Origin of the sequence: Candidatus Accumulibacter sp. ACC003 (assembly GCF_907163085.1) — a bacterium.
In the GTDB taxonomy this organism is placed as follows: Bacteria; Pseudomonadota; Gammaproteobacteria; order Burkholderiales; family Rhodocyclaceae; genus Accumulibacter.
Map to the genome: position 1 here is coordinate 180,900 of NZ_CAJQTX010000001.1, position 19,085 is coordinate 199,984.

The 19,085-nt window shown below is 63.7% G+C and carries 16 protein-coding genes and 2 pseudogenes; 8 read left to right on the forward strand and 10 right to left on the reverse strand.

What is annotated here, in order from left to right:
* Window positions 1-419 precede the first annotated feature (419 nt).
* From QZ656_RS00790 to QZ656_RS00815, 6 genes and pseudogenes are all read right to left on the reverse strand, one after another.
* Entirely contained in the window at window positions 420-686 is a 267-nt protein-coding gene (locus tag QZ656_RS00790) for a hypothetical protein (protein WP_291991609.1), read from the reverse strand.
* 157 nt (window positions 687-843) lie between these two features.
* Window positions 844-1,689: an ATP-binding protein gene (locus QZ656_RS00795; protein ID WP_291991610.1), complete on the reverse strand. Its 846-nt coding sequence runs from the start codon at window positions 1,687-1,689 to the stop codon at window positions 844-846.
* Window positions 1,686-2,297, reverse strand: a pseudogene (locus QZ656_RS00800) (IS481 family transposase); the annotation flags it as partial. The pseudogene QZ656_RS00800 and the gene QZ656_RS00795, both read right to left, overlap by 4 nt.
* 107 nt (window positions 2,298-2,404) lie before the next feature.
* Window positions 2,405-3,400: a tyrosine-type recombinase/integrase gene (locus tag QZ656_RS00805; RefSeq protein ID WP_291991600.1), complete on the reverse strand. Its 996-nt coding sequence runs from the start codon at window positions 3,398-3,400 to the stop codon at window positions 2,405-2,407.
* Window positions 3,393-4,310, reverse strand: coding sequence for a tyrosine-type recombinase/integrase (locus QZ656_RS00810; protein ID WP_291991611.1), 918 nt, complete (start codon window positions 4,308-4,310; stop codon window positions 3,393-3,395). Before QZ656_RS00810 ends, QZ656_RS00805 begins: the two co-directional genes overlap by 8 nt.
* Window positions 4,311-4,330: 20 nt before the next feature.
* Window positions 4,331-5,458: a tyrosine-type recombinase/integrase gene (locus tag QZ656_RS00815; RefSeq protein WP_291991598.1), complete on the reverse strand. Its 1,128-nt coding sequence runs from the start codon at window positions 5,456-5,458 to the stop codon at window positions 4,331-4,333.
* 393 nt (window positions 5,459-5,851) lie between these two features.
* Here QZ656_RS00815 and QZ656_RS00820 point away from each other — a divergent pair, with 393 nt between their 5' ends.
* From QZ656_RS00820 to QZ656_RS00835, 4 genes are all read left to right on the forward strand, one after another.
* A complete protein-coding gene (locus tag QZ656_RS00820) occupies window positions 5,852-6,385 on the forward strand; it encodes a DUF6431 domain-containing protein (RefSeq protein ID WP_291991612.1) in 534 nt (177 codons plus the stop codon).
* A gap of 129 nt (window positions 6,386-6,514) precedes the next feature.
* The gene (locus tag QZ656_RS00825; protein ID WP_291991613.1) at window positions 6,515-7,843 is read left to right on the forward strand and encodes a DDE-type integrase/transposase/recombinase; all 1,329 of its coding nucleotides are present in this window, start codon (window positions 6,515-6,517) and stop codon (window positions 7,841-7,843) included.
* A 1-nt stretch (window position 7,844) separates the two neighbouring features.
* Window positions 7,845-8,639 carry an ATP-binding protein gene (locus tag QZ656_RS00830; RefSeq protein ID WP_291991614.1) on the forward strand — a complete coding sequence of 265 codons (795 nt, stop codon included), beginning with the start codon at window positions 7,845-7,847 and terminating at the stop codon, window positions 8,637-8,639.
* Window positions 8,636-8,836 carry a hypothetical protein gene (locus QZ656_RS00835; protein WP_291991615.1) on the forward strand — a complete coding sequence of 67 codons (201 nt, stop codon included), beginning with the start codon at window positions 8,636-8,638 and terminating at the stop codon, window positions 8,834-8,836. The genes QZ656_RS00830 and QZ656_RS00835 overlap by 4 nt, the downstream gene beginning before the upstream one ends.
* A gap of 152 nt (window positions 8,837-8,988) precedes the next feature.
* Here QZ656_RS00835 and QZ656_RS00840 read toward each other — a convergent pair whose 3' ends face one another.
* The 3 genes from QZ656_RS00840 to QZ656_RS00850 all read right to left on the reverse strand — a co-directional run bounded on the left by QZ656_RS00840 (window position 8,989) and on the right by QZ656_RS00850 (window position 13,523).
* Window positions 8,989-10,797, reverse strand: a complete 1,809-nt coding sequence (locus QZ656_RS00840) for an IS4 family transposase (protein WP_291991616.1) — start codon at window positions 10,795-10,797, stop codon at window positions 8,989-8,991.
* Between the two features lie 42 nt (window positions 10,798-10,839).
* Complete coding sequence (locus QZ656_RS00845; protein WP_291991531.1) at window positions 10,840-12,993, reverse strand: helix-turn-helix domain-containing protein; 2,154 nt, start codon at window positions 12,991-12,993, stop codon at window positions 10,840-10,842.
* Window positions 12,994-13,166: 173 nt separating this feature from the next.
* A complete protein-coding gene (locus QZ656_RS00850) occupies window positions 13,167-13,523 on the reverse strand; it encodes a hypothetical protein (RefSeq protein WP_291991617.1) in 357 nt (118 codons plus the stop codon).
* Between the two features lie 137 nt (window positions 13,524-13,660).
* Between QZ656_RS00850 and QZ656_RS00855 the strand changes: the two genes are divergently transcribed.
* Together QZ656_RS00855 and QZ656_RS00860 are read left to right on the forward strand one after the other, a co-directional pair.
* A complete protein-coding gene (locus QZ656_RS00855; RefSeq protein WP_291991618.1) occupies window positions 13,661-14,569 on the forward strand; it encodes a DUF4338 domain-containing protein in 909 nt (302 codons plus the stop codon).
* Window positions 14,566-16,086 (forward strand): transposase family protein, encoded by a 1,521-nt coding sequence (locus QZ656_RS00860; RefSeq protein ID WP_291991619.1) that lies wholly within the window; start codon window positions 14,566-14,568, stop codon window positions 16,084-16,086. The genes QZ656_RS00855 and QZ656_RS00860 overlap by 4 nt, the downstream gene beginning before the upstream one ends.
* A gap of 334 nt (window positions 16,087-16,420) precedes the next feature.
* On the opposite strand, the gene QZ656_RS00865 is transcribed toward QZ656_RS00860, so the two are convergent.
* Window positions 16,421-16,753 carry a Mu transposase C-terminal domain-containing protein gene (locus QZ656_RS00865; RefSeq protein WP_366522065.1) on the reverse strand — a complete coding sequence of 111 codons (333 nt, stop codon included), beginning with the start codon at window positions 16,751-16,753 and terminating at the stop codon, window positions 16,421-16,423.
* 161 nt (window positions 16,754-16,914) lie between these two features.
* Between QZ656_RS00865 and QZ656_RS00870 the strand changes: the two are divergent.
* Window positions 16,915-17,822, forward strand: a pseudogene (locus tag QZ656_RS00870) (site-specific integrase).
* Window positions 17,819-18,925 carry a transposase gene (locus QZ656_RS00875; protein WP_291991620.1) on the forward strand — a complete coding sequence of 369 codons (1,107 nt, stop codon included), beginning with the start codon at window positions 17,819-17,821 and terminating at the stop codon, window positions 18,923-18,925. Before QZ656_RS00870 ends, QZ656_RS00875 begins: the two are co-directional and overlap by 4 nt.
* The last annotated feature ends 160 nt before the right edge of the window (window positions 18,926-19,085 follow it).

Below are 19,085 nucleotides of genomic sequence, written 5' to 3' on the forward strand. Positions count from 1 at the left end.
GCAGCGATGGGCGACCAGTTCCGAGTCTGTCGACTCCAGCGCGCAGGGTTCTTCGCACGCGCGGCTTGGTGAGTGTGATCACCCGATTTGATGTTCTGATGTTCACCTACGGCGATGGTTGGTAGGGGTGATGGTAGGCGACCCTGGGGCTCCGCCCCAGACCCCGCGCTCGTCGCGAGGCAGCCGCCGGGGATGAACAAGTTCTTCCCCGGCAACTGCTCGCAAGCATCGGGACCCTCCAAGGCGTCAAGAGGCTTTCGCGGCATAAACGGGCCGATGAAGCCGGCCCATTTATTCCACGGTCCTCTTGACGCCTTTCCTGGTCAAAGAGCCACCCCCTTCTGTCGGCTCGTTCGTCGAGAGGGCCAAGACGACGCCTCCCGAGCGGACTTTCCGTCCGTCGTTCCTGTCGCCGCTGGTCATTCCGTGACCGTCATGAATCCGTACCGCTGACCGAAAGCCAGCCACGCCCGTCGGGCCGAAGAACGAGCCGGGTCGGATACCTCCACTCGCCCCAGGAGGTCGAGCAGCGCCCGAAGTGGCGCGTCGGTCTCATTGCCGATGGCGTCAATGACCGTTCTTCGGTCGCGCATCCGCTGGGCACGCTTGCGCTCTCGGTCTGTCATCGCTCGCTCGCCCTGGGGTGGGCGGCCTCTTTTCGTGACGGTCACCAAGGGCTCGGTCATCTTGTCCTCCTGTTTTTGTGCCCGTCACGGGAAGAACCGAACGTTCTGCGGTAGCCCCTCCCAAGGTCCGCAGGCGTCGTTCCGCCCGGGGCAGCGGTCAAGGGTCTTGGGGCGTGATCGCACAACAGCGCGGGCCCGTCGCCTGGCGGGAGGGTCGTCACCGGCCGGCCGCCACACGACGCAGCGCAGGGGCCTCGGGTGACGCGAAGACCTCGAGGTAAAGTTTCTCGTCGAGTTGCGGCAACTCACGCTGCGCCGCGGCGGCGAGCAGTTCGGCCGCGAGGGTGGTCAGGATGCGGTAGTTACCGGCGGCGTGATCGCACAGCGTATGACAGAGTGCGGGGGTCATCAGGCTGGCGTTCCCGGCGCGGCTCAGCAGATGGGTCAGGCAGGCGAGTAGCTCGTCACGCGACGCATACTCGGTGGCGAGGCGGGTACGGATGCGGGAGCCGAGCGGGATCAACTCCTCACGACGCAGCTTCTCGATGAGACGCGCATCGCCGGCCAGCACCACACACAGGAGCGGCTGCGAATCGAACCGCGCACTGGCGAGCAGGCGCAACTCGCAAAGAACGGCCGGACTCATCTCCTGCGCCTCATCGACCAGCAACACCACCCGGCGACGGGTCGTTTCCAGATGCGCGAACCAGACTTCGCGCAGAGCCTTGAAGCCACCCCAGCGGTTATGCGGGCGCAAGGGCACGGTGAAGATGTCGCCCATTTCGCGATAGAAATCGGCCAGGTTGCTCTGCGGATGGTTGATCGCGCCGACGGTGACGTCCGACTGACTTCCCAGACGGTCGGCCAGGAGGCGCAAGGCCACGCTTTTGCCGGTGCCTGGATCGCCGTGGATCATCGCGAAGCCCCCTTCGCGGATCTGAGCGTGTTCGATTCGCCAGCAGAAGTTCTCGATCCGGGGCGGAACAAAGAGGGCCTCGATTGGCAATTCAGGGGAGAAGGGATTCCACTTCAGCCCGTAGAGGGCGAGGAGCCGATGGTTCATGCCGGCTCCTTGTCGGCGGACGGCAAATACGCAGGCGGCAAGCCCGTCGCAGCGTAGTCAGCGAGCAGCTGGCGCAGCAGCGGCGCGATCCCGGTAGACGGCGGCGCCAGAGCCTCTGTCGTGACGGGCGCGAGGCGCCGACGCTGACCATCGGCGTTGGCCGACTTGTCGAGCACCTTGACCGGGCAAAGCACGACGCCGGTGCTCGGATCCACGAGATCGACGTGCCTGAGGTCCCAGCGGGCGTAGCGTAGATGAACCACCGGCAGGTGCCGATAACTGGCGGGGATCTCGAAGCGTATGCCAGCCAGACTGACCGTGCCATCGGCACGCCGCTGGCGGCGCGCGACCTCAATCCGGAAGGCGGCCTGCAGCGTGCCAGTATCCGGGCAGTCACGGCGAACACTGGGCCCAGCGAGATAGCGCGCCAAGGGGGTCGCATCGATCTCGGAATGGAGCGTACGGTGGTACTCTTGTTCGACCCAGGCCTGGCTGGCCTGATTGAGCAGGTCCAGCGTCAGCAATTTCTCGCCTTCGAGCATCGCCATCAGGCGCCCTTCGATGCGCCCCCAAAACGATTCCTGTTTGGCATTTTGATAGTTACGTGGCCGGCCACGTAACTATCAGTATGTGGCGCTCAAAGATATGTGGCCCCGGGCCTCATTCTCTTGAAGACACGAGGCCGGGAGCCGGGCAAATGCCACATAAACTTTGTCTACAAACCGCGCAAGAAAGCCAGCAGGTCTGGCTGTTGGCGCCAGGACTTATTGATCGCGCCCTCTGCCGCCGGCGCGCACATGGCCAGTGCACGGGCCTTGGTCGCAAGATCGGTCTCTGCATAGAGATTTGTCGTGGCGAGCGAAACGTGACCCAGCCAGGCACGGACAGTGTTGATGTCGGCGCCGGACCGTAGCAGATGGGTTGCCGCGGTGTGGCGAATCACGTGCGGGCTGACTCGCTTGCTGGCCAGCGACGGTGATTGCGCACAAGCTCTGGATGCGTAGCGTTCGACCAGCGTATGGATGCCGAAGCGAGTAAGAGGCTGACCGTTGCGGTTCAGAAACAGACGCTGCTCCGGCGCGCGGTTTGCCACCAGGAACTGCAACTCATCCAAGGTGTTTGGCCACAATGGACAGGCACGCCGTTTGTTACCCTTGCCGGTGATTCGAACGCATTGAGCATACCAGTCAATGGCGCTGACCCGGACCTCCGCCGCTTCGCTCGCGCGCGCCCCCGAGTTGTAGAGGAAGAGCAACAGCACGTAGTCGCGCCGACCCAGAGCGGTATGGCGATCCGGAGACGCCAGGATCGCATCCATTTCCGGTTTCTCGAGATAGGTGATGCCAGGGTGAGCCGTTTTCTTGAAGGGGATCAGCCGGATCTGTGCGCACCACGCGATGTGCTCGGGACTGTTCTGGCCGATGAATCGAGCCAAGGCGTGAAGGCCGCCGAGGCGTTGATTGCGAGTGGCGGCGATACAGCGACGCCTCGCTTCCAGATCAGCGAGGAACTGGCGGACCAGATCTACCGACAGATCTTCGACGGTCAGTCGGTCCACCGATTTCTTGAGATGATCGCCAACGTAGGGGAGGAGCAGCGCCAGCATGTCGCGATAGCTTCTCTGGGTGTTGATCGAAAGGTTGCGCTCCTGCACCAGATAGTCGATCAGGAAACGCCGGACCCAAGGTCCGAGCAAAGCGTGGTCAGTCATGATCATTCTCCATGGCGTAACGTTCGAATCGCCGGCTTGCCTCTTGAAGCAAGTCAGGCGTCATCGTCAAATAGTGTTGCGTGGCCGACAGGTTCACGTGGCCGAGGTAGGTCGCCAGCTTGGGCAGGAGATCGTGCAGGTCTGCGCCGCTGCGATACCAGGCGACGAGCCGATGAACGGCGGCCGAATGACGCAAGTCGTGGAGTCGTGGCTGCTCTCTTGAGCCACCGTCGCGGGCAACGCCGGCGGCAGTTCGCAGGCGTCGAAAGGTGCAGCGCGCGGCAGACTTGCTCAGCGGCGCGCCGTTCCGGAAGCAGAAGAACGGCGTGTCCCCGCCGCCTGAGTGGCGGTCGTTGCGTTTGCCCACATACTCGCTCATGACATGCGTCAGATCCTTGCCCAGTGGCACAAGCCGGCTCTTGTAGAACTTCGTCCCCCGGACGATCAGGCGGGCTTGCTCGAGGTCGACATCAGCGATGTTCAGCGAGACGGCTTCGCTGATGCGGAGCCCCGCCCCGTAGAGCAGCAAGAGCAAGGCTCTGAAGACATACGCGTCGATTGGCGCTCGGCCGGTACAGGCGATGGGGACCGCGTCGAGCAGGCGCTTGAGTTCGTCGTGGGAGTAGATGTAGGGCACGAAGACGGGAGTGTCCAGCCTCGGTAGGCTGTACGGCAACGGCACGCTGCTGACCAAACCACGTGCCAGGGCGAAGCGGTAGAACCCCGAAAGCACGTGGTACTTCTTGACCCAGTACGCGCTCACCGGTCCGTTGCCGTTCAGGAAAGCGAGCACGGACTTGCCTTCAACGCTGGCCAGTGGGCCTTCACCGACGGTCCGGCAGAAGGATTTGAAGATCGCCTCCTCGGTCTCGAACTTGTATCCCAAGGCGCGCTTATGAGCGATGTACATGGAAACCTGCGCGGAGAGCGTCATAGCAGTGCCCCCAGATCGAGTTCGGCCACCTGCCGCAGCCCCGTCAGGTCGACCTTGGTATAGCTCAGGGTCGAATTGGCGCTGCGATGTCCGAGATGGTCGCCAATCTGCTTCAGGGAGAAGCCCGACGCGAGAAGGTGGCTGGCACAGGCGTGCCGCAAACAGTGCGCCCCACGTGGCGACAGGGTGAGGCCCAGGCGACTCAGATGGGCATGCGCAACCGGCGTAATGCTCGGCGCCGACAGCGGGCGAATGGGTGCGCCGAGCGTCAAGAACAATGCCCGATGCCCGCAGCGCGGTCGCACTTCGCGCAGGTAGCGCAAGATCGCCTCGCCCACGGCGTGCAGCAAAGGATAACGCTGAGCACGACGTTGCTTGGGTCGCGTGATGTGGATCGACTCGCCTTCCCAATCCAGATCGTCCAGCCGCAACGCCGCGACCTCGCCTCGCCGCAGGCCGTAGACCGCGAGCAACATCAGGATGGCGTGGTCGCGAATATCTGCCGGTCGATCACCGCTTGTGGCGACAAGGAGGCGCTGGACGTCGTCCCAGCCTGGGCCTTCCGGGATACCTTCACGGGTATAGAGCCGCGGCGATTCGATGACCGCAGTGATTCCCGAAGGGCACCACCCGCGGGCTTCGGCGAAGGCGAAGAAGCTGCGCAACGAACTGGACAACGCGGCCAAAGAGGCACGTGTCCAACCTTTCTTACTCTTCGACTCAATGAAGGCGTCGACATCGGCAACGGTAATCGCGCTCAACGTATCCCGGGGCGGGCACAGTCCGGCAAAGAACCAGGTCAGGCGCTCACAACGCGTGCTGATCGTCACTGGCGACAGGCCTCGTTCGTCGCGCATATGGCAGGCAAAGGCGTCAATCTGAGCCATGAAGGCGTTCGGTGCCTCTTCGGTCTGCTGAAGGCAGTCCAGGTATCGCAGCCATTCCGTCGCGAAGTGGATAAACATCTGGCGTGTCCACACCGAGTCCTCGGTACGGATGGGCTGATGTCTCAACCGTCGTCTGCAGTCCGCAGCGCGCTCAATGTCCTGCGTACTGACCTTCCCATGCTCAAGGTCAAGGCCCTCTGCGACGGCCAGGAGTACCCAAGCGATCTTCTGCAGCATCGAGCGTGAGTAACCATCGTTGGCACATCGGTCGAGAAATTGTTCTCGCGCTTTTGCAAGCGGGCCTTCCCGGTAGCGCGCCAGCGCCGTGGGGCGCTTGAATAGCTCTTCAATCATGATCGATCTCCGTCTTCAACAAGATGGACGATCATCGTGATCCTGATCCGCGCAAACTTATGTGGCGTAAATTTGACCGACCGCCCGCAACCAAGCGGGGTGTTACGTCCGCCGCTCTCCAGGAACTGACGGCGTGAGATATCCCGTGGACGGCGAGGGCGAAAGAAGGCGGCCTGCCTGAAGGATGTTGGGACGAAGTGAACGAAAGAAGGGCCGGGACAACTCTGCTATCGTGGGAAGTTATCAAGACAAACCACACAGCAAAGCGCCCAGCCCATGCAGCGAATTGTAGCCGGCATCGAGACGATCGAGCAGCATCTTGAGGCCATCAAGCAAACCCCCGAAGCGTATCGCCCGCCGTGCTGCCCGCATTGCGGCCTGAAGATTCTCTGGCAGCACGGGCACTACGAGCGCAAGGCCGACCGGCGAGCCGGGCAGGATTCACTCAATCCGGTGCCGATCTGCCGCTACTGTTGCGCTGGATGTCGGCGCACGTGTTCGCGTCTGCCGGCGTGCATCGCGCCGCGCCGCTGGTATGACTGGTCAGTGCAGCAAGCGGTCCTGGCACAGCGGCTGAGCGGTGCGCCCGATCGCCCCGGCGCACCCGGCGCGGCGCCCGAGCGGCGCACCGCCGGTCGCTGGTGGGCCTGGCTCCAGGAGCGCCGCCTGCTGTTCGAGTTTCACCTGCGTGCTCGCTTTGCCGACCTCGGGCGGACGGTCGACGGCAGCGCTTTCTGGCGCCGGGTGTTCGAATCGATCGGCCTGGCACAGGCCATGACCTGGCTTGATCGGGAGATCAGCGTCCCGTGATGAACTGATTCCGAACGAGCGGCAGACGGTGAGGTCCCCGCCCGGGCGGGGACCTCACACAGTTTGCTCCTGTCATTAGAACGGCCGTTCTGGTTTGATCACCGCTCCGATTTATCACCAGGAGTGGTTATGAACCCGATTGATCCGAAAGCCCTGTTTCGCCTGTCCGTCCTCGGTCCCCTGATCAGCCGCGAGCGGCTGGAACGTGGCGAACTGCAACAGCTCCTCCGGGAGCTGGCCAGCCGCGAGTACGCCATCCCCGGCAGCCGTCGGCGCTATCTGAGCGAGAAGACGATTCAGGCGTGGTACTACGCCTGGCGCCTCCACCAGCTTGACGGCCTGACGCCCAAGCCACGCGCCGACCGCGGGCAGTCGAAGCTCCCGGCCGCCACCCAGGCGGCCATTCTCGCCGCCAAGCGCGACAACCCGCGGCGCTCGCTGTGCCAGATTCGACAATTGCTCGAAGCCACCGGCACCGTCGCCCGTGGCCGCCTGGCCCGGTCGACCATTCACCGTCTGCTGCAGCAGCACGGCCTGTCACGGATCACCGGCTCGGCCAGCCTGCCCGAGGAGAAACGCAGCTTCGTCGCCGCGACAGCGGGGGCGATCTGGTACGGCGACGTGATGCACGGCCCACGCGTGCCGATCGACGGCAAACTCGCCAAGAGCTATCTCGTATCGCTCTTCGACGACGCCTCCCGGCTACTCACGCACAGCGCCTTCTGCCCCGGAGAAACCGCCCTGGATATCGAAGGCGTGCTCAAGCAGGCGGTGCTCAAACGCGGCATTCCGCTCAAGCTGGTGGTCGATAACGGCGCCGCCTACCGCGCCGAGACGCTGCAAGGGATCTGCGCCCGGCTGGGCATCCACCTGATTCACTGTCGGCCGTACGCGCCCGAGGGCAAAGGGAAGTTGGAGCGCTGGCACCGCCGCTGCCGCGATCAGTTTCTCAGCGAACTCGATGAGCGCCATATCGCCAGCCTGGACGATCTCAATGCTCGCCTGTGGGCCTGGCTTGAACAGGTCTATCACCGCAGCCCGCACGCCGGTCTCGCCGGCATGACGCCGTTGGCGCGTTACCAGCAGGACCTGTCCAGGATTCGTCCGTTGGGGCCGTTGGCGGCAAGCCTCGATGCCCTGTTCCAGCATCGCGTCACGCGACTGGTCAGGAAGGATGGCACGGTATCGTATCAGGGACAACGCTTCGAGGTGCCCTTTGAACTGTCGGGCAAAACGGTGTCTCTGGTGGTCGATCCGCATACCGAGACGGTGATCGGCGTCGAGGACGAGCAAGGGGAATCGATCGGTGCGGCGACGCCACTCGATGCGCTGGCCAATGCCACGCGCCAACGACGCCAGTCTGACCCAGCGGACGCTAGCCCGCCCCAGAAAGGGGCGAGCGGCCCGAATCTGATCGAGCAGATCTATCAGCAGTACTACGACCCCGAAGGAGAGTGAGGTGGACCTTCAGCACTTTGGTTTGCGGCATCCGCCGCTGGGCAAGCAAGCGGCCGAGCTGTGGGATGACGGTACGCTGGGACAGTTGGCCGAGCGCTTTGCGTGGTTGTTGCACTCACCGGGCGTCGGCCTGATCACCGGCGAACCCGGGGTGGGCAAGACGGCGGCCTTGCGCCAATTGACCCGTGGCCTGAATCCGCATCGTTATCAGGTGATCTATCAGGCGGAGACCGACTTTGGTCGGCTGGATATCTATCGCGGTCTGGCACGGGCGCTGGGTGTCGAGCCGGGGTATCGGCGGGCGCAGCTGTGGCGCGATCTGAAGGAGCGGATTCTGCAGTTGGTCGATAGCCGTCAGCTGATGCCGGTGTGGATCATCGATGAGGCGCAGAATCTGCCGCCGGAGTTCTTTCGGGATTTGCCGGCCTTCCTCAACTTCGCCTTCGATACGCGCGATGTGATGGCGGTCTGGTTGATCGGTCATCCAACACTGGCGCAAACGCTGGAGCGGGCGCCTTATGCGGCGCTGGCGGGGCGGATTCAGGTGCGCGTGCAGCTCAAGCCGGTGCTCGAACGCGAGCGCTTCGCGCAGCTGATCCAGCACAGCCTGAAGAGTGCCGGTTGTACCAGTACGCTGCTCAGCGATTCAGGCCTGGAGATCTTGCGCCAGGCGAGCAAGGGCTTGCCGCGGCATGCCGGGCGAATTCTGCGCACGGCGATGCGCCTGGCGGTGCCGCGTGGTTTGAATCATTTGCCGGACGATCTGTTGCAGTTGGCGATCGAGGAATTGCGATGAAGCGCCGCTCTGCCGAGCCGCTATTCCCCGACGGCCTCTCCGATGAAAGCGTTGCCGCGCTCAGTCAGTTCCTTCACCAGCTCGCCGTCGCTTGTGAAAGCCGTTATGCCGTACAGCTACGCCGCTACCACCAGCGGCAGATGAATCTGTACGATCCCGAAGAGTCTTGGCGGTTGCCGCTGCTGCCGCCTCGGTAGGGCCTTCATCCCACGTTGCCGCCGGGATCACTCTTCCGGTTGCAGCATGGGACTCGGCCATCGTTTCAACCTCGAAAAGCTTGGGCCGAGGAGTCTGGATTAGGGCCGGACGTAACAGGTAACCACCAAGGCGAGCGACGAGGCGCACGGCATCACCCAACTGTCTGGGCTGAGGCAGTCTTTTTTTTAGCATAGGCCTCGAGCACCTCGATTTCGAGGTCGGAGAAGAGGACGTCAGGGGGAAGCCCGGGACATTCTCTGCCGAGCAGGGTCATCAACATGATCCGCCAGGCAATCACCAGATGGATGGCAATGGCGCGTTGCAATCGCTCGGCGCTTCGATGCGCCAGGGCTTCGACGCGACACCCGCTCTTCAGGACGCGATGCCAGTCTTCAATGCGCCAGCGCAGGCAGTACCAGCGCAGACACTCCTGTGCCTGCTCGACGGTCGTGATTTCGCGTGTCGTCAGCAGAAACCACTCAAGCGCCTTGGCATCCTCTGGCGGAGCGGTTTCCCGCACGTGCACGACCCACAGCGTGATCGGCGCCTTCCCCTTGTGTGCGAGTGGTGGCGGTAGATCGACGCGCCGATAGCGCAAGGCGACCGCCGCACAGCGCTGCTTTCGCGGCGCACGGGCCTTCTGCTTGCTTTTCTTCGCTCGGGCACTTTGCCGAGGCACCGTGATATTCAAGCGGCCCTGCACCGGGCTTTGTCTGGCCGACTCGAAGAGACGCAGGGCCTCGCCGGTACAGCGGTCATGCTGGGCTCGGATCAAGAGATCGACGCGGGCGCGTTGGCGCTGCTCATCGAAGAGTTCAAAGAAATCGGCCTCGCGATCCATGACACAGATCTGGCGTGTCGTGGGGAGCTCTTTGGCCAGTTGGCTGCACGTGCGCAAGCCCTCAATCCAGGCGAAGGTCTTCTTCTCTTCAATCGGCACCGGCGTCGCCCCCGGCGGCTCGTTCTTCGCCGTGGCGATCGGCGCCGAGCACTGCGCCGCCAGAACGCCGAGCGGCAGGCCCTCGGTGCTCACGATCAGCGTCGAATGCAGGTGCAGCCCCCGACTCTGGGCACCCGTCTGATTGCTCCCGATCACCCCCAAGCCCTCGCATTGCGCGAGTCCGGAATAATTGAGGTCGCTGCCATCCTGGATGCACAGGACCGTCGCCTGCGCTTTCATCCGCTGCAGGGTCCGTTGGCGGTGCGGTGCCAGGATCGCTTCAAGGGTGACGGCCGAGTCAGCGGCCTGGTCGATCAGCCGGTAGTGCCCCTTGACCGCGGCGCGGTCGCCTTGTGCCGCGCCGGAGAACGCGCGTCCGGGCATCGCCGCCAGCGTGCAGGCACTATCGACCAGGCGTTGGCTGAGCCGCTCATCCCCCAGTGCGGCCCCGGCAAACTCCTGCGCCGCCCACGCGTTGCCCTCCAGGCCCTCGGCGATCGTCAGCGCCGGTAGGCCGATCGGTTCGGGAAGCCCCAGTCGGCTGCGCCAGTCCGACGCCAAGGGATAGGCGTAGATCGCTTTGACCGTCTTGTTCTTCTGATGCGCGCGGTCTTGGCGGCCTCGACCTCGGGTTTGCCCGATGGCCTCCCAGTTCGCCGCCCGGTAACAGGTTCCGGCAAAATGCGCGCTGTCGACAAAGCTCTCGACCAGCCAGGGCCGATACCCGTACTGCGTTTGGAAATCCCCGCCCAGGCGACGAAGAACCATGCCCAGCACGTGCGAGGCCAGGTTGTGACAAGCGACCGACGGCCGAATCAGAAAGCGGCTCATGCCCACCACCCGGTGCAACTGTTGCCGGCGCGTCGCAGCGTCCCAGCCCATCCAGCGGTCTCGATCCGCCAGTTGCAGGGCGGCGGCACCAAATCCCAGACCACCCAGCCAACCATGCGCCGAGCCGATCAGATAGCGTATCTGTGCCCCCACCAGCGGTCCGGCCCCCTGCGGATGTTCGCTCAGCATCAGTTCAGATTTCCTGATCTCGGAGGAAACCGGGTTGGCACTTCAGACAAGAGTGAAGGTCATTCTTGCCCCGGTTTCCGGATGCGGAAAATCTTGCAGGGTGAGTTCCTCGAGGAGCGCGGCGATAGCGCGATCATGAGCTGGGCTGGCCATCCGGTGAATTTTGATGGTCAGGGTGTTGGCTAGCGCGTTCGGTTCGATGTCAGCGGAAGAAACGAACAATTCGCGAATGAGCGCACGTGCGTCGTCCTCCTTCTTCAAGTGGCGGCGCAATAGCGCCACCATGGCGGTCTCGGCCCGGTAGGCGACCATTTTCACGGTATCGCAGAGCATCTTGTTCAGCGGCGGCAGTTGGGTCGGTCGCTCGGCCTCGGGCAGACTGTCGATCGTCACCTTTCGGGGGCTTGCCTTGCGCGCCGCGCAAAGTCGCTTGAGCTCCTCCTGAACGGCCTGCAGTGCTTCGACAGACTCGGCGTTTTTCTGGATTTCGCCGCCGTCGTTCAAGGCCGTCCTGGCGATTGCGGCCTGCAGTTTTCTTTCGCTCTGGCGGGTTTGCCTGACGGCCTTGTCGAGTTCCCGCCAGCGGGGGTTAACGACCTGGTGAGTGCCGGGAAGAGATTCGTCTCCGTACTCGATAAGCCCATCAATATCATAATGTTCCATCATGTACGCGAAGTAGTTTTCCTGGCACCAACGGGCGAACATCCGCCCAGCGATGGTGGTGTTTCCGAGTTGCCGGGCGGTCGTGATCACGGCTGTTTGATGTCCCGTCTGGGTCAGCCGACGAACTTCGCTCACGGCCAGGCTGCCATCGCCTGTGCCGAGTCGGGTTTCGCGCATGGCGAGTTTCATCCCGGTGCTGCCGCCTGCCGGCAGATGGACTTCCTGTTCCTGAAACACCTCTTCGGACCAGAGGTCCTTGACGTTCTTGCGGTAGGTCAGTGCGCCGATGCGCTGTTTCCAGAGTCTGCCGAGGAGACTCTGGGTGGCCCCTTCCCGATCGAAGACCATGACAAACCGGTGCAGGGTCGGGTCGGCGTCCAGTTCGGCCGGCGTCGGCTGTCCCGGGACAATCTCCAGCAGTTGGGGGACGATGTCCTTGAGCAGGGTCTCGGCGAGTCCGTCATTGAGCGGCTGCGAAACCACAAAGAACGGGCGACCCAGGGCATCGTTAACCCAGTAGTCGGTGGTGCCCCGCAGGCACAGGCGTTCGCGCGAGACGTAGCGCTTCGACAGCCTGGCCTGCTCGCCGTGATACACCCGAACATGACCATCGACATACAGGTAACCCGCTTCTTCTGGCTCGCTTTCCATCCAGAGCTTCGCGAGATCCCGCATCCAGGCTGCCGGGTCACCCGTCTTGGCCAGCAGATGGACCTTTTCCCGCAGGGTGCGGACTTCCGGTACCCGGTCCAGGCCGATGACTTTGCCGAGTTCTCCGGGCGAGGTTTGTCGCAGATGTTCCGGCCGCTTGATTCGCCCCAGGGCCATGAAGCCGAGGACGAGAAGGATGTGCAAGGCGCTGTAGAATCCCCGGGGCAGCTTGAGATGGCGATCCAGGCCGGTCAGTAGCCCGTTCGCGCACAAGGCCGGCAAGCCGGCCAACAGCCCCCCCATCGCCACATCGTGGCTCGCTTCGAAGCGCGTCGTCGCACCGGTCGCCAATCCCAGCGCCGTTTGGATCCGCTCGTCGGCGCGCGTGCAGGCGGTGCCCATCCCCGCGGCGGCTTCCGCATCCGCCCGGCTGCGCTCACTCTTGGTGCTCGCCGCTTCCAATTCCCCTGCCTCTTGCGGCAAGGCGGCCAACTGCGGCACGCCCTGGCGCCGGATCGCCTTGCGCAGCGTCGACTCCTGGACGCCCACCTGCCGTGCCACTTCGGCAGGACGCTTTCCCTCGCTCAACAGCCGCGCGCATTCGGCACTCTTGTCCGGCGTCATGATCCGCGGCCGGCTCGCCGCCGCCGGTCGAAAGAAAGACGATGGCCCGGCTTTGCGGCTTTGTCCCACCCAGTTCATCAGCGTGCGGTGCGGGATGCACAGCGGTGGCCTTTCCAGTTCGACCGCCTTGACGTGCCCGTTCTCCATCAGGCTGGTCAGAGCGAACCTGCGGCCAGCGTCGTCTCCTACGGGGTGCGAGAAGTAATTGTCTCCCCCAACAAAGTAGATCGCTTGGCCATCCTTCTCCAGAATCGCCAACCCTTCTCCCACTTTCTGCGCACCATCCGGAAACCCTGGAAGCCACGATTGCCTCAACGTCTGCTCCTCCTTGCACTCCTAGCGAAGCTTGGTTTATGCCATAAGAAAATCATGGCCGTCAAAATAAAGTGCCACGTGCAATTCCGGAATTCTACCTACATTCCCGGCCGGGATCAGGAAATCTGCAGTTCGTTCCACAGCCGCATCTGATCGACCGTTTCAACCTGGAGTAGTGACAGTTCCTGAACCGCCTCCGCTTGCGCCGGTACACCGCTCGGCGCCTCGACCGGCTGTCCCAGGCGCCGTGGTCGGCGGCCTTCGACCGACACCCGCGGCCGTGCGCTGGGAAGGACAAAGTGACCGCCACGTTCCAACTCCCGCAGCGCCTTTATACAGCCACTGGTTTGTGCTTTCCCGCGCGCGTCGACAAAACCGAAGTGCCCGCACACCGCGCCAACAAACGCCGAACGAGTAGAATCAGCACGGCTATCCAAAAGGCTGCAGATCGCTTCGATCCAGCGCTGAAGCATGACTGCGCCAGCCCAGTACTGGCAAGGCGTTGCGGTGGGCAGGCAAAAAAGGTTTCGCACAAGGGAGCTAGACAGCCGGGGGGACTTCTGGCAGGATAGGTGGAGGGTCATTGGTCCACGTTTCAGCCGGAGGTATCGTGGTGGTTGCAACGAGCGAAGGGGAGTGGGTGCACTGCGGTCGCGTATTCAGCGCCGCGGAGATCGCCGAGGTGTGCGGGACGGTGGCGTGGCTGCCGGGATTGGCGCGCAAGGAGTTGGCGGCGACGGTCTGCGAGCACCTGGGGTGGACCACTCTGACAGGGACGGCGAAGATCAGCGCCTGCCTGGAGTTTCTGGAGCGTTTGCAGGCGGCCGGGCTGCTGACACTGCCGGCGATAAGGCCGTCGTCAGCACGCCGTTGCGCGCCGCCCGCGGCACCCGTAGATACGGTCACCGGGGAGCTTCCCGTGCACTGCGCCCTGTCGGCACTCGCACCGGTCTGCCTGGAAGTCGTTCGCGACGCGGCGTTGGTGGCGCAGTGGGATGCGCTGGTGGCGCGCTGGCACCCACTGGGTTTCCAGGGGGCCTTCGGCTACCGCCTGCGCTACTTCATCACGGCGGGCGACCGGCGGCTCGGCAGCGTCCTGCTGGCCGGCGCTGCCCGCGCGGTCGCCGTGCGCGACCGCTGGATCGGCTGGACGGCCCAGGCCCGCCGCGAGAACCTGGCGCGGGTGGTGAACAACAGCCGCTTCCTGATCTTTCCCCACGTCCGGGTGCCGCATCTGGCCAGTCATGTGCTCGGACAACTCGCGCGCCGCGCACGCGCGGACTGGCTCGATCACTGGGGCTTCGAGCCCCTGTTGCTGGAGACTTTCGTCGATCCTCGTCACTATACCGGCACCTGTTACCGCGCGGCCGGTTGGCAGTTGCTCGGGGCAACCAGCGGGCGCGGGCTGGCCCGCCCCGGCCAGTCGTATCGCAGCACGCCCCGCCAGGTGTGGCTCAAACCGCTGAGCGCCGATTGTCGCGACCGGCTGTGTGCCGCCCCTGGGAGCTCCCGGCCATGAGCAAACCCTGCCGTCGCCCGACACGCGCTGCCCTCAAGGAGCTGCGCTCAGAGAAGAAACGGCAGGAAAAGGCACTGAACGCGAAACGGCGCGCGAGTGGACAAGTCCTCCACTCCCCCACTTCTCTGCCCAACCGATGCTCAGCCTTCGCGACCGTCGGCGAGGAAAGGGAGGCCCGCGAGGACGCCGTGAGCAAAAAGACGCGTCTCCTGCGCAAAGAGCTACCCGCCTTGCTCGAGCAACTGGAACAAATTCCCGACCCGAGAGACCCCAGGAAGCGCCGCCACAAGCTGACCGCGCTGCTGCTTTACGGTCTGCTGATGTTCGTCTTTCAGTTCTCCTCTCGGCGCGAGACCAACCGCGAAATATCCCGTCCCCAGTTCATGGCCAACCTCCACCTGCTGTTCCCGGAGATCGAGACCCTGCCACACGCCGACACCCTGTTTCGGCTGCTGCGCGACATCGACCTTGACCACCTTGAGCAGGCCCACGTCGATCTGGTGAAGCGGCTGATCCGCGGCAAGAGCTTCCGCCGCTATCTGATCAACCACTGCTACCCCATCGCCATCGACGGCTCGCAGAAGGTCGCCGGCGACACCCTCTGGGCGGAGGAACTCCTCCAGCGCACCGTCGGCAAGGAGGAAACCCGCCACACCCAGTACTTCGTCTACGTCCTCGAGGCCAGCCTGGCTTTCCACAACGGCCTGGTCGTCCCACTGCTCAGCGAGTTCCTCGAACACGCGCTGGGCGATACCGAAGCGCAAAAGCAGGACTGCGAGCTGCGCGGCTTTGTGCGCTTGAGCGACCGGCTCAAGACGCTGTTCCCCCGCCTGCCGATCCTGCTCCTGCTCGACGGCCTTTACGCCAACGGGCCGGTGATGCAGCGCTGCTTGCGCGCCCACTGGCAGTTCATGATCGTGCTTAAGGACAAGGATTTGTCCACGGTCTGGCAGGAGTTCCGCGCACTCCACGCCCTGAAGCCACAAGCCGTGCAGCGCGCTTGGGGAAGGCGCCGACAACACTTCAGCTGGGTCAACGACATCGACTACGCCTTCGCGGCCAACGGGCGTCAGCGTCTCAAGCTGAACCTGGTGGTCTGTGAGGAAAGCTGGGAAAAGATCGATGAACAGGCCAGGACCGTCACCGAAACATCGCGCCACGCCTGGCTCTCCAGCCAACCGCTCAGACAAGACAATGTCCATGAGCGCTGCAACCTCGGTGCCCGCCACCGTTGGGGCATCGAAGCGGGCTTCCTCGTCGAAAAACATCAGGGCTACCACTACGAGCATGCCTTTGCCCTCGACTGGAATGCCATGAAAGGCTATCACCTCCTCATGCGCCTGGCGCATGTGTTCAATACCCTGGCACGTTTCACCCGGCAGTTACGCAACCTGTATCAAGAACTCGGTGTGCGCGGCGCCATCGCCTTCATCCGTAATTCCTGTGCTGCGCCCTGGCTTGACCCAGCACGCCTGCGTCTGCTTCTCGCCGAACCGTTCCTGCTGCAACTCGAATAACCTTGCCCAGGCCTGCCCAACACATCTTCCCAAGCGCGGCGCACCCCGCGCCGGGAAAGGCTCGCCTGGCGATCGTAACGGAGCTCCCTCGACCTCTCCTGTCCCACTGACTGAACACCAAACCCCCGCGCCGCAAGCGCTCCCTTGCCGCTAGCCAACCCCCATCTGGCCGCCTCGGCGGCGAAAGTGGGCGTAACCGGCAAGTGCTGTCGATTCGGGGAGGTCATGCGTCAGGGCTGGCTTCGATCGCGTCTGATTGGGCCAGCGTTCGTTTGATCTGATGTTGTTTTTCCATCCCGTCAGGATGGCCGACCCGCCTTGAAAAGTCCAGCACTTATTGTGGGGCAAGGGCAGGGCTAGCGTCCGCTGGGTCAGGCTGGCGTCGTTGGCGCGTGGCATTGGCCAGCGCATCGAGTGGCGTCGCCGCACCGATCGATTCCCCTTGCTCGTCCTCGACGCCGATCACCGTCTCGGTATGCGGATCGACCACCAGAGACACCGTTTTGCCCGACAGTTCAAAGGGCACCTCGAAGCGTTGTCCCTGATACGACACCGTGCCATCCTTCCTGACCAGTCGCGTGACGCGATGCTGGAACAGGGCATCGAGGCTTGCCGCCAACGGCCCCAACGGACGAATCCTGGACAGGTCCTGCTGGTAACGCGCCAACGGCGTCATGCCGGCGAGACCGGCGTGCGGGCTGCGGTGTTGGACGAAGCCGCTACGCGGAGGAAACCCCGGTGCTGTCGTCGCGTTGACTCAAGATGTGACCTCGCCCCTCATCCGAGGGACGTTCATGACGAATGCGAGGTTACCGCAAGATGGAAGAGATGTCCGCTGTCGCAACGACGATTTTTGACACGAACTACGAGCTGCACCAGAAGCACCTGAAGCTCAAGGGCTTGCAGCCGAAGACGATCGACGCGTATTCGCGCGCCGTCCGCCGGGTGGGAGATTACTTCGCTCATCAGATCGACGATCTGAGCGAGGCCGACCTGTTGGATTACTTCGCCGACCTGCGTGAGACGCACTCCTGGAGTTCGCTCAAGCTCGATCTGTACGGGCTCAAGTTTTACTACGAGCACGTGCTGAAGAAACCCTGGGTGGCGCCCGGTCTGATCAAGCCGCCGCGCTCGCTGCGCCTGCCGGACATCGTCACGGTCGAGGAGACCGAGCGGATTTTTCTGGCCACGCAGGTGCTCAGTTACCGCGTTTTCTTCTTCACCCTCTACAGTCTCGGCCTGCGCCTGGGCGAAGGCTTACGGCTGACGGTCGCCGACATCGACGGCGCGCGCGGGCGGGTGCATATCCGCGATGCCAAGGGCAACAAGGATCGCCTGGTGCCGCTGCCGACGGCCACCTACCGACTCCTGCGTTGTTTCTGGCAGCGCCACCGTAATCCCGTTCTGCTGTTTCCCAATCGCCGCGGCGGCTTGCCAGGTGCGAGCAGCGCCAGGACACCGCTCAATCGCAGCGGCGTTCAGAAGGCACTGCGGGCGGTGGTCGAATCCTGCGGGCTAAAAAAAACATTTCGCCGCACAGTTTGCGTCACGCCTATGCCACGCACCTGATCGAGGCGGGCGTCGAGCTCACCGAGGTGCAGAGCATTCTCGGCCATCACTCGATTCTCACGACGGTTCGCTACACCCATCTGACGGATCAAACCCGGCATCACGCCATCGACCGCATCAACGCGCTGATGGACCGCTTTTGTCTGAGCAAGGGGACGCCGCGATGATCCGCCTCGGCTCTGTCATTGCCGAATTCGAAGCGGACTTCATGACGCAATTTCGCCACCGCCTGAGCTTCGATCAGCTTCGGGCACTCTCGGCGATGCGCGATTGCCGCGGCCCGGCCAGCCCGATGATGCAGCTCCAGTGCGAAGGCTGCGATCAGCAAAAACTCGTTCCGCATTCCTGCGGCCATCGCCTTTGCCCGCACTGCCAGCACCACGAGAGCCAGCAATGGCTGGAACGTCAGATAGAGCGCCTCGTCCCGGCCGACTACTTTCTGCTGACCTTCACGCTGCCGGCCGAATTGCGCGGGCTCGCTGCGGCGCACGCCGACGTCGTCTTCGATGGCTTGATGCGCTGTGCCTGGGAAACGGTGCACCGCTTCAGTCAGAACGACCGGCAGTTGCAGGGCACGCCCGGCGCCATCGCGGTCCTGCACACGCACTCGCGTCGGCTCGACTTCCACCCGCATGTCCATCTCGTCGTCCCCGCGGCAGCGATCGATGCCGCGAAGCAGCGCTGGCGACGCAAGCGGCGCGGCAAGAACGGCACCTACCTGTTCAACGAGAAGGCGATGGCCAAGGTCTTCCGGGCCAAAATGCTGGCGGCGATCGAGGCGGCCGGCATTTGCCTGCCGGCGTCCTATCCGCGGGAATGGGTAGCGCACTGCAAATCGGTGGGCAGCGGCGAGAAGGCCCTGATCTACCTCGGTCGTTACCTCTACCGCGGCGTCATCCGTGAACAGGACATCCTCGCTTGTAAGGATGGGCGGGTGAGCTTCCGCTACCGCAACGCACAAACCGGCAAGTCGGAAAAGCGCTCGCTAGCCGGCGCCGATTTCCTCTGGCTGATCCTCCAGCACGTGCTACCCAAGGGCTTTCGCCGCGCCCGCAATTTCGGCTTCCTGCACGCCAACTGCAAGCGCCTGATCAGTTTGCTGCACCGCTTGCTGAAGTTCGATCCCAGCCGCTTCACGCCGCCGCGCAAGGAGCGGCCAGCGATGCTTTGCCCGTGCTGTGGCTCCGTGATGTCAATTGTCCGGACGCGTATTCGATCAACATCGCCCGCCTTCGTCGCTGCTCCACCGCTCGTCGCGATCGCTGCCTGATCGTGTAAGCCGCCTTCACAGCGCTGTCCGGCCGCCTTTGGGACTTCAGTTTCCCCAAGCTGAGTGACGGGGTCGCCCGGAGTTCAGTGGCCGGGACGCCAAAACGGCCGGATTTGCGCGATCTTCGCTGACGGTGCCGCAGCGCGCGGCGACGGCCCGC

What these genes read in the sequence shown, in the direction of transcription:
- QZ656_RS00790 (WP_291991609.1), bottom strand. Translation starts at nt 686, where the DNA reads ATGACCGAGCCCTTGGTGACCGTCACGAAAAGAGGCCGCCCACCCCAG.
- QZ656_RS00840 (WP_291991616.1), bottom strand. Translation starts at nt 10,797, where the DNA reads ATGCTGAGCGAACATCCGCAGGGGGCCGGACCGCTGGTGGGGGCACAG.
- QZ656_RS00795 (WP_291991610.1), bottom strand. Translation starts at nt 1,689, where the DNA reads ATGAACCATCGGCTCCTCGCCCTCTACGGGCTGAAGTGGAATCCCTTC.
- QZ656_RS00805 (WP_291991600.1), bottom strand. Translation starts at nt 3,400, where the DNA reads ATGACTGACCACGCTTTGCTCGGACCTTGGGTCCGGCGTTTCCTGATC.
- QZ656_RS00860 (WP_291991619.1), top strand. Translation starts at nt 14,566, where the DNA reads ATGAGCAAACCCTGCCGTCGCCCGACACGCGCTGCCCTCAAGGAGCTG.
- QZ656_RS00835 (WP_291991615.1), top strand. Translation starts at nt 8,636, where the DNA reads ATGAAGCGCCGCTCTGCCGAGCCGCTATTCCCCGACGGCCTCTCCGAT.
- QZ656_RS00820 (WP_291991612.1), top strand. Translation starts at nt 5,852, where the DNA reads ATGCAGCGAATTGTAGCCGGCATCGAGACGATCGAGCAGCATCTTGAG.
- QZ656_RS00825 (WP_291991613.1), top strand. Translation starts at nt 6,515, where the DNA reads ATGAACCCGATTGATCCGAAAGCCCTGTTTCGCCTGTCCGTCCTCGGT.
- QZ656_RS00875 (WP_291991620.1), top strand. Translation starts at nt 17,819, where the DNA reads ATGATCCGCCTCGGCTCTGTCATTGCCGAATTCGAAGCGGACTTCATG.
- QZ656_RS00815 (WP_291991598.1), bottom strand. Translation starts at nt 5,458, where the DNA reads ATGCTGCAGAAGATCGCTTGGGTACTCCTGGCCGTCGCAGAGGGCCTT.
- QZ656_RS00850 (WP_291991617.1), bottom strand. Translation starts at nt 13,523, where the DNA reads ATGCTTCAGCGCTGGATCGAAGCGATCTGCAGCCTTTTGGATAGCCGT.
- QZ656_RS00810 (WP_291991611.1), bottom strand. Translation starts at nt 4,310, where the DNA reads ATGTACATCGCTCATAAGCGCGCCTTGGGATACAAGTTCGAGACCGAG.